Here is a 13,645-nt window from a genome sequence, read left to right as displayed (position 1 = left end):
CCGGGAAGCCAACCTGCGGTATCTGCTAACCGATTTTGTCTTCCAAATCCCGGAGTTCTTCTTCTTTTATTTCGCCAAACCAGTTGGTCAGTTTTTTTCGGGCCTTTTCCTTTATTTCGGGAGTAATGTTCGATGAAACTTGTGTAAGCGCAAACAGAAGCACCCCTAAATCGTCGGAATAGCCAATCAGGGGCGTCAAATCGAAAATGGCATCCGTAGGAAGGATAAAATAACCGAGCGCCGCGGCAATCGACAGTTTGGTTTTTAAACTTACCCGTTTGTCATTCATCACATAGTATAGGAGTAAAACAGCGTAAACTACCTTTACCCCGGCTGATTTGGAAAATTGTTTTATTTTCTCCCAAAGCGATTCTTCTGAAAAATATTTTACAAACTGATTTTTATTCATTCAATAATCCCTCCTTTGGAACATCTAGAAACAAATAACACAAAGATATTTTTTTAGTTTTGTAGTCTCTTAAAAAACAGAATTGAAATGAATGATATACCACGTAAGTTAATTGTCCCTAAAAATGTTACTGATGCTTTGCGAACGGTTAAGTATCCGGGTAGTGACGAGGACGTTGTTTCGATGGACATGGTTCAGGAAATACGGATTGCCGGTCAACGGGTTAATTTTTCGTTGGTTTTTCAGAAAAGTGATGATCCGAATATTGAATCTCTGGTGCTGGAATGTGAAAAGGCAATTAAAACATTTGTAGGCGAACAGGTGGAGATTGAAGATAACATTGCGGTAAAATATATCCACAATATGGAACGTCCGGTATTGCCGGGGGTTAAAAACATTGTGGCCGTTGCTTCGGGAAAAGGCGGCGTGGGGAAATCAACCGTAGCCGTAAACCTTGCTGTGGCCCTTGCCAAATCCGGCGCCAGGGTGGGGTTGATTGACGCCGATATTTTTGGCCCTTCCATTCCCAAAATGTTTGGCTCGGAAGATTCCCGTCCTGCCGGTGTAAAAATTGATGGCCGCGACATGATTGTTCCCCTGGAGAAATACGGGGTAAAATTTCTTTCCATCGGTTTTTTTGTTGATTCGGACAGTGCAGTTATCTGGCGGGGCCCGATGGCTTCGAATGCACTGAAACAACTGATAATGGATGCCAACTGGGGCGAATTGGACTACATGCTTATAGACCTGCCTCCCGGTACAAGCGATATTCACCTTACGTTGGTTCAAACGCTTCCGGTGACCGGTGCGGTAATTGTTACCACTCCGCAGGATGTTGCGCTGGCCGACGTGGTGCGGGGAGCAAGTATGTTCCGGAGCAAATCCATTGATGTTCCGGTGCTCGGACTGGTGGAAAACATGGCATGGTTTACTCCAGCTGAACTGCCCGATAACAAATATTACATTTTCGGGAAAGACGGAGGGAAAATGCTGGCTGAGAAACTTGGCTTGAAGTTGCTCGGGCAGATTCCAATTGTGCAAAGTATCCGGGAAGGAGGAGACCAGGGTGTTCCAATTGCTGCAAATGCCGACTCAGTTAACGGAATGGCATTTGCCGATGTGGCAAAAAGCGTGATGCACCAGGTTCATTTACGTAATATCGAACGGGCCCCAACCAAAAAAGTGAAGATTACCCGGAAATGAATGTTTTCTACAATATTATACCAAAATCAGAGTTTATTCCTAAAGCCATTTAAAAACTGTTTTTGAAGCGATTTTTACTACATACAATCGGACTACTGCTCTTGTTGCCACTCTTTCAAAGGTGTTCTACCGAGAAGAATACATTTGCATCGCGTACGTACCATAAAGTTACGTCGCAGTATAATGTTTACTTTAATGCCAATGAAAGTTTTAAGGAAGGAGCAGAGCGGGTTGAAACAAGTATTGAAGACGACTTTACCCGGTTGTTGCCTATTTACAAAATAAGTGATCCTTCGGCGGGCAACCTGGCAAAATCTGATATGGATAATGCCGTTATCAAGGCTTCGAAGTTGATTGAGCTTCATTCGATTACAGAAAAACCCAAACGCCGGAGAAAACGAACCCGCCGTTACCAGGAGTTTGCCAGCCAGGAGGAATTTAATACCTGGATTGACGACAGTTACCTGCTGATGGGCAAAGCCTATTACTACCAGCATAATTTTATGGCTGCCATCGACAATCTTTCCTTCATTCTTCGAAAGTATCCTGACGGCGATGCCCGGCACGAAGCACAAATATGGCTCATTAGAAGCTACTCCGAATTGGAACGGTTTACAGAAGCATCTGAAGTTATTCAGGCTGTTCAGAATGACACTGATTTTCCGGGCAAACTGGAACGGGAGCTTGCCATTGCCACAGCCGATTATTATATGAAACAGCAGGAGTATGCCGAAGCCATCAAGTTTATTGATATTGCTCTGGGTAAAACCTTCTGGAAAAGGCAAAAGTCGCGGTTGCAGTATATTGTGGCGCAACTGTACGAAGAAATAGATAAACCCATGCTGGCTGCAAAAGCTTACCAAAAGGTTACCCGGCTTAATCCTGATTACCGGATGGCTTTCAATGCAAAAATTAATGCAGCCGGTGTTTTTTCTGAAGGTGGCGATGTGGAAAAGACGAAAAAGGATCTCCGGAGAATGTTGCGCGACAAAAAGAATGTGGAATTTCGTGACCAGATTTATTATGCGCTGGGGAATATATTTTTCAGGGAAGGCAGCCGCGATTTGGCCATTGAAAATTACAGTAGTTCGGTAGCCAGTAGTTACAATAACCCGTTTCAAAGGGCGCAGTCGGCCATTACCGTGGCTGGTATTCATTTTGAAGATCAAAATTACAGGGATGCACAGGCGTACTACGACAGCGCCATGATTATCATTGACGATACGTATCCGGATTATCCCAAACTTTATTCCCAGTACCGCAGTCTTACAAATTTGGTTGAGAATGTGCTGACTGTGGAACGCGAGGACAGTTTGCAACGCATTGCGAAAATGCCGGAAATGCAAAGGGAGGCTTTGATTGCGAAGTTGATGAGGGATGAGCAGGAGAAACAGCGTAATCTGGAAAGCCTGGCGCTACAGGGACAGAGAGAGCAAGGGTATTACCGTTCCAACCGCTACCGGATGGGTATGGGAACCGACCAGCAGGGAGCTGGATGGTATTTTTACAATCCGCAAACAGTGGCCTACGGGCAGGTGACTTTCCAGCAGCGTTGGGGAAAACGGACTTTAGCGGATAACTGGAGGAGATCAAACAAAAGTACCATTTCAATGGATGACATGGACGAAATGGGCGAAGCCGTTGATTCTTCTCTAATAGTTCAGCGTGTGGAAGACCCGCTTCAAAAAGAATATTACACCCAGGATTTGCCGCTTACCGACTCATTGATGAAGATTTCTCATGATCGGATAAGAGACGCCCTTTATAACGCCGGGAAAATTTACAAGTCGGAATTCTCCAACTACGAACGTTCGGCCAAATCATTCGAGGAACTAATGGAGCGCTATCCCGGTAATATTTACCAACTTTCGGCTTATTTCGATCTTTATGACTTGTACGAATTGATGGGGGATAAGCAAAAATCGAATTACTACCGGGATCTCATCATTTCCAAATTCCCCGAAAGTAAATATGCGCAATACCTGGTGAATCCCAACTTTTTTATTGAGATGGAGGCCCGCACCGACAGCCTGAACCGTCTTTACGAAGAAACGTTCCGGAATTACCGTTCCGGCCATTACCAAAATGTAATTGGACTTACAAAATCAATGAAGGGAATGAAACCCGACAGTCTGATCATCCCCAAAATTGATTTTATGGAAATGATTGCATGGGGGACTCAAACTGATATTCATAACTTTGAAAGGTCTCTGAAAGAGTATATCGAAACATGGCCCAAGGCGGAACCCACTCCTCTGGCAACGGAGATTCTGACCCTTATTCAGGATAGTACACTGGCCGATTACCAGAAACTGGTGGATATGGGATACATTAACGAAGAAATTCAGAACGAAGAGATTCTGTTGGCCGAACGGATGGAGAATGATGAGTTTGGAGGTAGATTTTCGTATGATGAAGATTTACTTCACTATTTTGTTATTGCATTCCCCCTCCGGGCTGAAGTGGATTTGGACAGGTTGAAATTCGATATTGCCAACTACAACATCGACCACTACACTAAAATAGATTTCGACATTGAAACCGAAGCATTGAACGAAAAAACCAACCTGGTGGTGGTACGTTCGCTCAATAACAAGGAAGACGGGGTTATTTACCATCGGGCTATTATTCGAAATGCTCCTGTTTTCAGGACTTTAAATGGGATTGATTATGTGAATTTTGCCATTTCTTCAGCCAACTACCGGCAAATTCTTTCGGAAGGTTCGATGGCCGATTACCTGAAATTTTTCGTAAAAAATTACAGCCGCTATGTGGGTCCCGACTTTAGCGATGAGGAACCGGAGATTTCGCCGGAAGAATTGATGGCACGGGCCCGGGAAGAGGAACAAATGTTGCGCGAACGGGGTGAGTTCAGGGTTGTGGAGACCGGTGCAAGCTCGCTGTTTGAGACTGATATTGATACAACGCAGAATTTTGTATTGGCAGTAAAAGATAAGAAACTTTCCCTTCGTCAGGCGATGAACGGATTTGCCCAGTTTAACCGCAGTGAATTCAGGGTGTGGAACCTTGCACTCCAGATAAAACAAGTTGGTGATTACCAGTTAATGGTGGTACAGGGAATACCTTCTCTGAACGAAGCCATGTCATATTTCAGGAAAGTGGTAATTACGCGCAGCCTTTTTGAACCGTTAGGGCAAACTACCTACCGGAATTTCCTTATTACAGGGGAAAATCTTCAAAAGCTTATCGAAGAAAATAAGGTGGAAGATTACATCAACTTCTTCCGTAGTAATTACATTCAGCGGGGTACTGCCCCGCAACCAGCCACCCCCCGGCAGGAGGGGCAAACGGCTCCGGCAGAAAGCCAGTCCGGGGTAGAAGAGGAACAGGAGACGGCAGAATCGTATTCGGGTCCTTACAGCACGGACATAGAGAAACCTCACTATTTTGTTTTTGTGATTCCTGCTGAAGGAGTTGATAAAGCATCGTTTATTAGCGGAATAGAGCAGTTCAACACGGCAGGCGGAGGAACATCCATGAAAATAGAAGAAATGCCTGTTGATGAATTTAGGGTTGCCATTGTAGTTTCAGGCCTTCCGGACAGGGAAGCGGCTACCCGCTATTCACAAACGGTGGTGCAAAACCGTGATCTCTACGCACCGCTTGGATCGGCCAGCTACCGTAATTTTCTGATTTCGACCGGGAATTTTGAGGTGTTCCTGCGCGAAAAGAATATTACTGACTACATGAACTTTTACAAACTTACCTATTTGAACGAGTAACGGGTTAAAGTTTGTTAAGCCTTGCCCCCACTCTTATTTTGTTTGTAATTTTACCACAATCGAAAACAATTAATAATGTGAATATGAGGAAGCCACGAATACTTTGGGTTGATGACGAGATTGATTTGCTGCGTGCACACATCATTTTTCTGGAGAGTAAAGATTATGAAGTGGAAACAGCAAACAACGGGCTGGATGCAGTGGAACGGGTGAAGGAGAAGTTTTTCGATACTATTTTTCTTGATGAAAATATGCCGGGAATGACCGGGCTGGAAACACTCACTCAAATAAAGGCCCTGGCACCTAATACACCGGTGGTAATGATTACCAAGAGTGAGGAAGAAAATATAATGGACGAAGCAATCGGTTCAAAAATTGCCGATTACCTCATCAAACCGGTTAATCCCAAACAGATTCTCCTTTCTCTCAAAAAAAATATCGACCAGAAACGACTGGTTACACAGCAAACAACTTCGGCTTATCAAATGCAGTTTTCACAAATTGGCATGCGAATTAATGAAAGGCTCAATTTCGATGAATGGCTGGATGTTTACAAAAAACTGGTTTTCTGGGAACTTGAACTGGCCGGTTCGGAAGACAATGCAATGGACCAGGTGCTGGCCATGCAAAAAGACGATGCCAATAAAGCATTTTTTAAATTCATTAAAGAAAATTACCTCCAGTGGTTGAACAAAGATTTGGGTGAAAGACCGATGCTTTCTTACGACGTATTTCAGCATAAGATATTTCCCCTGCTTGATAACGGGCAAAAGGTTTTTGTACTTGTGATAGATAACCTGCGTTTTGACCAGTGGCGCACCATTAGTCCTGTGTTTGAAGAATATTTCAGGATTGATTCGGATGAACTTTACCTGAGCATTTTGCCCACAGCTACCATGTATGCGCGTAATGCCATGTTTTCCGGCCTTCTGCCGGCAGAAATCGAAAAAGTATATCCTGAGTTATGGGAAGATGACGACAACGAAGGGAATAAAAACCGGCATGAGGAAGAATTGCTGCGAAAACAGTTGGAACGCCATCGCCGGAAAGAAAAGCTTTATTTTGAAAAAGTTTCGGGAATCCGACGTGATAGGCAGACCTCCGAAAGCCTCAACAATATTCTGGACAGCGACCTTTCGGTGATGGTTCTCAACTTTGTGGATATGATTTCGCATGCACGAACCGAAATGGAAATGATCCGTGAGCTGGCCAACAACGAAAAAGCTTACCGATCGCTGACACTAAGTTGGATCAATCATTCTGCATTACGCGAACTCATCCGCAGCCTGGCCGGGAATAATATTAAACTGGTGTTAACCACCGACCATGGCGCTATCAGGGTCGATAACGCGGTGAAAGTGATTGGCGACCGGGAGACCAATACCAATCTGCGTTATAAGCTGGGAAGAAATTTAAATTTCAAATCGAAACACGTGTTTGAAGTGCGCGATCCGCGGTTGGCGTTTCTGCCTTCACGTAATGTAAGCACCAGTTACATCTTTGCCCACAACAGCGACTTTTTCGCTTATCCGAACAATTATAACTATTACGCCAACTATTATAAAGATACATTTCAGCATGGGGGCATTTCCCTGGAAGAGATGATTGTCCCGCTTGTTACCATGGTGCCAAAAGGGTGAAACGAGCCATGAGAGAAAGGGGCACTTTCGCAACATTATTTATGGTGCAGGGTTCATATTTTTCCGTTGAAAGCCGGCAGTTATAAAGAAATGAGAATTAGTAAAATTCGACCGTTACTGAATTATAATAGATGGTGGTGGTCGCTTCAAACCCTGATTCGGTTCCTACGATGACCCACAGTGTTCCGTTTTCGTCAGTACTTATACCGAAGGGATTTTCGTTGGTAACGGTTTTTAATGTGTAAACCGCTTCTTCGGTGTCGTTGGAGAAATCGCCGATTACCTTCATGTTCTCGCCGTCTTCGTTTTGGTTGGCCTTATCGATGTTCATGCGGTAATGATTGTTGTCTTCAATCATTTTTTTGGGTTCTAATGGTGCTCCTCCGACTTTAATATAAACCGATTCCCCCGGACTGCCACCTACGCCTGCCATTCCATCAGGGATATTGGAAGCAAATTCGACGGTAAACGTTGTATAATAAACCGTGTTTGGCTCCAGGCCTGTTACCTTCTTTTTAACGAACATAAAAAGATCGTCGCTATGGTTATTGCCCGACAATTTTAGCGCCCATTGGTTTTGTTCGAGTGGCCCGGGAAGGGTGTCACGTTCAAACGTCAACTCATAAAATGCTTCTTCTCCCGCCGGGTAATCGGCAAAATCACCGATCCATCCATCGCTGTCGGCTTCAAAGTCCGAGGTAAAACTCATGGGGTCAGGTTGGTTCATGTTTTTATCGTTGCAGGAAAACAGGGCAAACAACATGGTTAATGTTATTAATACCAGATTTTTCATAAATGTCAGTTTTATTCAATTTTTTCAGGTATTCTGCATTCCTTGAATGTAACATAGAGGTTTGAAAACAAAAAATGAATACGCCGAAATTACGAAAATTTGCCTTATCTAAAACCATTCACAGGATCAATGCATCAAAATTATCAAGTATCTTTTTTTGACTTTTGTATGTACGGTAGTGTTTTTAGGAGAAGTAAACAAATTAATCAAAAGTGGTAAAAGCACTGGTTAATTATTTTTTGAACGGGAATACTGTGAATGAATGTAACGGAAGTGTCATATTTCTGTAGCTGCCATTTAACAGCATTGGCGTACTTTTGTATTGAGGAAACCATTTAATTATTTGAAAATGAGAAGAATTAATTTGAGTGTAAATGATGATGAAGGAAGGGAAGCTTTTAAAAATCAGATGCACAGATACTGAGTATGAAAATGAGATTCTTTTAAAAATCGTGTATAATTTCTGTTTTATTTGCGTTGTTATTCATGAAAATATGGATACAAACGTTGAATAAAATGCTTTTTGATTAATATTGAAGGATATTTTCTGACAGGAAGGTTTTTTACTAATTTTGAATTCAAGGAATTATTCTAATGGCCTAAACGATGACATTGATACATTCGGAGAAGCACGACTGGAAAACAATTTGGGAAGAGTTCAGAAAGGGAGACAAGGGAGCCTTTCAAAAAATGTACAATGCATTTCTGGATAAACTTTTTGCTTATGGTTCAAAACTTACATCCAATACATCGGTAGTTGAAGATAGTATTCAGGAATTATTTCTGGAAATGTATACCCACCGGAAAAATCTTTCAGAAACGGATAATCTGGAATATTACCTGCTTAAAGGATTACGCCGGATAATTTTTCACAGACTAAGAAAAGAAAATCGTTTTCACTCTCTGGAAGACGACAATACGGCAGCTCAAAATATTGTTTTTGAAGTAGAAGAAAATACCCCTGTTGATTTCAAAGAAGAAAAAATAGAACGTGTCAAAAGATTATTGTCTGCATTAAGTCCGAAAAATCGTGAAATTCTTTACCTGAAGTTTTACCAGGGACTCAGCTATCATCAGATTGGGGAAATGCTTAAAATAAAGCCAGATTCGGTAAAGAAACAGGTGTATCGGGTTATGTCGGGTTTAAAGGATCATGTAAAGAATAAACTATGGGAATTTTTCCTTTTATGTTTTAGAGCATAAAAAAAAAGAATTTTTATTGTCCACTTTTCAGGTCTGTGTCCCATTATATAGAAACGTGAGCCTGATGAATAAATGGGAAGACTATATTGAAGATCAAAAGTTTGTCAAATGGGTATTTGAACCCGACGAAAATATAAACAGGTATTTTGAAGATTATTTAAGAAATCACCCTGAACAAAAGGAGGAACTGTTCCGGGCTAAAGAAGAACTTCACCTGTTATCAATTTCCAACCCCAAAATCTCTTTTGAAAAAGGTTTACAACTCTATCAATCCATAATGAATCAGGTAAGTGTTAAGGATAAACGTACATTCAGGATTCGCCGGATGGGAGTTTTTATGCGGTATGCAGCTATCGCTATTCTGTTTTTAGCGATTGGGTCAATGCTGGTATATTTTCCAACACGAGGCAGAATGGACTTAAAACTTGCAGAAGAACTTTTTCTGAGGGACGCACAATATTACCCGGTTTTGTATTTTGAGGATGGCTCCAAACAGGAGGTTCTTTCAGAGAATAAATACATTGACCTTTCTGTACCAGGGAAATTGATTATTGGAAACGATACACTCAGTCAAAACAATGTAACGGCTGAAAAAAAGCTTCCCAATTTATTTATTGTTCCGAACGGACAAAGGCTGAAGGTTTGTCTCAACGACAAAAGCGAGGTTTGGCTTAATGCCGGAAGCCGTTTAATCTTACCCAAATCATTCAGTAAAAAGAAACGTGAGGTTTACCTGGCGGGGGAAGCATTTCTCGATGTATCCACAGATCTTCACAATCCTTTCATCGTGAATACTTCTACGATTGCAGTTAAAGTATTGGGTACAAAGTTTAACGTTTCGGCTTATCCTGAAGATAATGAGGTGTTAACAGTATTGCAGGAAGGGAAAGTTCAGATTCTGGATAACAATGCATTTTTTTCTGAAGTGAAAGCTGAATTGTCTCCAAATGAGATAGCCCGTTATAATAAAACGGACAAGCAACTGGATGTTCATGTCACTAATCATGAGCTATATACTCAATGGAAAGATGGCTCTCTGCGGTTTGAATACCAGCAGGCCAGTGATATGATTCGAAAGGTTGAAAGGTATTTTGATATCCGGATTTTATTAAAAGATCCGGCAAAAGGGGATGAAAAAATAAACGGGAAGCTGGATTTGAACGTAAATATGGATGAAGTATTGGAATATATAACAAAAATTACGCATGCAGAAATAAGGCAAATTGATAACAAAACCTATCTCTTGGAATAGAAAAAGAACCGGGAAATGGTGGCACATTTCCCGGCTTAAGTCAAACTGTTTCAAGAGTTGAACCAGTTTTATTAATTATAAACATTCAAAAGTATGAAAAAAAAGTTATTAAAGCATTTTCCTTCGTGGGAAAAGGGTAAACAATTATGGAGGATTATGAGACTAACCGTATTACTATCATTTTGTTTTGTTGTTTATGTGTCAGGTAATACCTACTCGCAGACAACAAAATTGAGCTTGAAACTAACGGACTCAACCATCAAAGAGGTGTTAGACCAGGTTGAGAAAAAAAGTGAGTTCTTCTTTCTGTACAATATCGATGAATTAAATGAAAAACAGAAGGTAGATATTGACGTGAAGAATGCCGGTATCCGGGAGATCCTGGATAAAGTATTAAAAGGACAAAATGTTGTCTACGATATTTATGACCGTCAAATCATCATTCGCAGAGAGATGAGAGATCGGCAACTGGCATTAGGGGACTTTGGGATGATTGAAGTTGTTCAGAACCAGGCAAAACAAATTACAGGAAAGGTTACCGATAAAGACGGACAGCCATTGCCCGGCGTAACGGTGGTGGTAAAAGGCACCACACAGGGAACCGTAACCAATGCCGACGGGGAATATTCGCTGATGAATGTTTCCGGGGATGCTACGCTGGTATTTTCGTTTGTAGGGATGCAAACACAGGAGGTAGCTGCCGGGGATCAGACCAACATTAATGTAACCATGGTAGAAGATCTAATCGGGATTGACGAGGTGGTTGCAATTGGGTATGGTTCTTTAAAGAAAAAGGATTTGACCAGTTCGGTTGTAACTATTACCCCCGAAGAAATGAATAAAGGGGTTATCCAGGATCCGGTTTTGGCGCTTCAGGGGAAAGTTCCCGGGTTAAATATTTCGAAGGATGGTAGTCCTTATGGGGGAACAGCCGTTCTTTTGCGAGGGGCTTCAACGTTGCGTGGTTCCCAGTCACCTATTTATGTTGTTGACGGGATGACAAACGCTGTTATGCCACCTATTGACGATATTGCTTCAATTGACATTCTGAAAGATGCGTCGGCCACAGCCATCTACGGATCGCGTGCGGCCAACGGGGTAATATTGGTTACAACTAAGAGTGGGAAGTCAGGAAAGCAGGTTATTTCATACAATGCCTATGTGGGCGTTGAAACCATTTCAAATAAAATCGATATGCTTTCGGCTGACGAGTATCGTTCTTATTTGTCAAGTAGCGGTTTGAGCCTTAACCCGGAAGATGAGATGGATGCCAATACAGACTGGCAGGACGAGATGACCAGAATGGGGATCTCCCATAAAAACAATATATCAATCAGTGGAGGTAATAACAAAACAACTTATATCTCAAGTATTGAATATTTGGAACAGGAAGGGATCATTATTGGTACCAGTAACAACCGGCTCAATATGCGCGGAAGGATTGAACAGTACGGGTTTAATGACAAGCTGAAATTACAATTCCAGTTGGGTGGAGTGATAAGCAATTCAGAGAGGCTTCTTGACGAAGATGAAACATTACTTAATATGCTTCAGTTCCAGCCAACCTATGCGGTTACAAACCCGGATGGTACCTACGCCGAAAGAGTATCAACCTCTCCGTACAATCCTGTGGCTATGGTCAGGCAGCATGATTATGATGTTATCAGTAAATCGATTTTTGGTAACGCCCGGGCTGAACTGAATATTATAGAAGGGCTGGATTATGTGCTCAACACATCATACAGAACCGGACAATCCAATGCCGGACAATATTATTCCAAATATTCCCGGCTTGATCAGGGGAGCAACGGTAAAGCCATACGTTCTTCTTACGGAAGCGAAAGCAAGCTTCTGGAAACATTTGCCACCTACAGCAAAGAATTTGAGAATCAAAGTTTCAAGCTCATGGCTGGTTATTCGTGGCAGGAGGATAAAACAGGAGACGGATTTCAGTCTTCTAATATCAATTTTGTTTCAGACGATTTGAAATATAACAACCTGGGGGTTGGTAGTGGTCATGACGGTTATGTAGTGGAATATGGTACTACCACTATGAGAACTTTACGGATGATCTCCGGTTATGCCCGCCTTAACTATGAGTTGAAAGACAAATACCTTTTGCAGGCCACAATCCGTCGTGATGGTTCGTCTGCTTTTGGTGAAAACGAACAGTGGGGTACATTCCCTTCGGCATCCATCGGATGGAGGATAATGGAAGAGCCTTTTGTTAAGAATATGAATATTTTTGACAATCTTAAGTTGCGTGCCGGGTATGGAGAAAGCGGCAACTCCCTGGGATTTGATCCGCTAATTAGTATTTTGCGATATGGCTCAGGCGGCAGTTTTTATTATCAAGGGTCCTGGCTGACAGGTATTACACCCACACAGAACGAGAGCCCGGATTTGAGATGGGAACGTACAAACATGCTTAATTTTGCTGTTGACTTTGCTATACTCAAAGGAAGGGTTAGCGGTACCGTGGAATATTACGATAAAATTACCAAAGATCTGATTTGGGATTATAATGTTCCGGCAACACAGTACTATGTGAATTCAATAGTCGCCAATGTGGGTGAAATTCAAAATAAAGGATGGGAAGTTTCGCTTACAGCCACCCCGGTAAATACCCGGAATTTTAGATGGAGTACATCCGCAAATGCAGCTTTTAACAAGAATGAGATTGTTTCTCTGTCGAACGAAATATACCAGGTGGAGTATGTTGACATATACGGAGTGGGGCAGCATGGTCAATCCGGGAACCTCGCTTTCAGGGTACAGGAAGGGTATCCAATCGGGCAATTCGCTCTTTGGGAATATGCCGGTGAAAACCAGGATGGAATTTCGCAGTTTGTAGATAAAGACGGAAACCTGACGATAAATCCATCGTCGCTTGATAGGAAAGTAACATCGGAAAATGCACAGCCTAAAGCCGTATTTGGCTGGAATAATACGTTTTCTTATAAGAGTTTCTCTCTCGACTTCCTTTTTAGGGGTGTAACCGGTAATCACATATTGAATGTAACCGCAGCAGACTTGAATTACCCTTCAGAAGTTGTTCGTTACAATGTATCGAAAAGAACCCTTAATGAATCGGTGAACAATACGCGGGCCAATTATACATCCACCCGCTATCTTGAAAAAGGAGATTACCTGAGGTTGGATAATGTAACCTTGTCGTATTCACCGAAGCTGTCTTCTGCCTATCTCAATAAATTAACCATCTACACCACGGTTAGCAATGTTTTTGTGCTCACTGATTATTCCGGTGTTGATCCTGAAGTGGGGATAACAGGGCTTACTCCCGGTGTCGATGATTCAAATAGTAATCCACTATATCCGAAAACCCGTTCCTTTGTTTTGGGAGTAAGTGTTGATTTTTAGTTTTTGTAACATTAAAAAATT

The 13,645-nt window shown here is 42.1% G+C and carries 8 protein-coding genes; 6 read left to right on the top strand and 2 right to left on the bottom strand.

Translation table 11 applies throughout. The annotated features are described in order from the left end of the window. Positions 1-25: 25 nt before the first annotated feature. Positions 26-409, bottom strand: a complete 384-nt coding sequence (locus tag D1164_RS16970) for a YkvA family protein (RefSeq protein WP_119351088.1) — start codon at positions 407-409, stop codon at positions 26-28. Positions 410-496: 87 nt separating this feature from the next. On the opposite strand from D1164_RS16970, the gene D1164_RS16965 reads away from it, so the two are divergent. From D1164_RS16965 to porX, 3 genes are all read left to right on the top strand, one after another. Next, complete coding sequence (locus D1164_RS16965) at positions 497-1,612, top strand: Mrp/NBP35 family ATP-binding protein (RefSeq protein ID WP_119351087.1); 1,116 nt, start codon at positions 497-499, stop codon at positions 1,610-1,612. A gap of 62 nt (positions 1,613-1,674) precedes the next feature. Further along, positions 1,675-5,355, top strand: a complete 3,681-nt coding sequence (gene porW, locus D1164_RS16960) for a type IX secretion system periplasmic lipoprotein PorW/SprE (RefSeq protein WP_147372213.1) — start codon at positions 1,675-1,677, stop codon at positions 5,353-5,355. 83 nt (positions 5,356-5,438) lie between these two features. Continuing rightward, on the top strand, positions 5,439-6,995 hold the full coding sequence (gene porX, locus D1164_RS16955; RefSeq protein ID WP_119351085.1) for a T9SS response regulator signal transducer PorX: 1,557 nt from the start codon (positions 5,439-5,441) through the stop codon (positions 6,993-6,995). 97 nt (positions 6,996-7,092) lie between these two features. Here the strand turns inward: porX and D1164_RS16950 are convergent, their stop codons facing one another. Continuing rightward, positions 7,093-7,788, bottom strand: a complete 696-nt coding sequence (locus D1164_RS16950; protein WP_119351084.1) for a hypothetical protein — start codon at positions 7,786-7,788, stop codon at positions 7,093-7,095. 606 nt (positions 7,789-8,394) lie between these two features. Here D1164_RS16950 and D1164_RS16945 point away from each other — a divergent pair. The 3 genes from D1164_RS16945 (at position 8,395) to D1164_RS16935 (ending at position 13,624) form a co-directional block, all read left to right on the top strand. Further along, entirely contained in the window at positions 8,395-8,991 is a 597-nt protein-coding gene (locus D1164_RS16945; protein WP_119351083.1) for an RNA polymerase sigma factor, read from the top strand. A 64-nt stretch (positions 8,992-9,055) separates the two neighbouring features. Continuing rightward, entirely contained in the window at positions 9,056-10,243 is a 1,188-nt protein-coding gene (locus D1164_RS16940; protein ID WP_119351082.1) for a FecR family protein, read from the top strand. Positions 10,244-10,336: 93 nt separating this feature from the next. Continuing rightward, the gene (locus D1164_RS16935) at positions 10,337-13,624 is read left to right on the top strand and encodes a TonB-dependent receptor (RefSeq protein ID WP_119351081.1); all 3,288 of its coding nucleotides are present in this window, start codon (positions 10,337-10,339) and stop codon (positions 13,622-13,624) included. Positions 13,625-13,645 lie beyond the last annotated feature (21 nt).

It is taken from the genome of Mariniphaga sediminis (assembly GCF_003573545.1).
GTDB lineage: Bacteria > Bacteroidota > Bacteroidia > Bacteroidales > Prolixibacteraceae > Mariniphaga > Mariniphaga sediminis.
The sequence above is the reverse complement of the archived record's forward strand: the minus strand, read 5'-3'. Positions and strand labels throughout refer to the sequence as shown.

Coding starts and splice junctions, on each gene's coding strand:
- D1164_RS16970 (WP_119351088.1), bottom strand. CDS start 409: ATGAATAAAAATCAGTTTGTAAAATATTTTTCAGAAGAATCGCTTTGG.
- porX (WP_119351085.1), top strand. CDS start 5,439: ATGAGGAAGCCACGAATACTTTGGGTTGATGACGAGATTGATTTGCTG.
- D1164_RS16945 (WP_119351083.1), top strand. CDS start 8,395: ATGACATTGATACATTCGGAGAAGCACGACTGGAAAACAATTTGGGAA.
- D1164_RS16935 (WP_119351081.1), top strand. CDS start 10,337: ATGAAAAAAAAGTTATTAAAGCATTTTCCTTCGTGGGAAAAGGGTAAA.
- D1164_RS16940 (WP_119351082.1), top strand. CDS start 9,056: ATGAATAAATGGGAAGACTATATTGAAGATCAAAAGTTTGTCAAATGG.
- D1164_RS16950 (WP_119351084.1), bottom strand. CDS start 7,788: ATGAAAAATCTGGTATTAATAACATTAACCATGTTGTTTGCCCTGTTT.
- D1164_RS16965 (WP_119351087.1), top strand. CDS start 497: ATGAATGATATACCACGTAAGTTAATTGTCCCTAAAAATGTTACTGAT.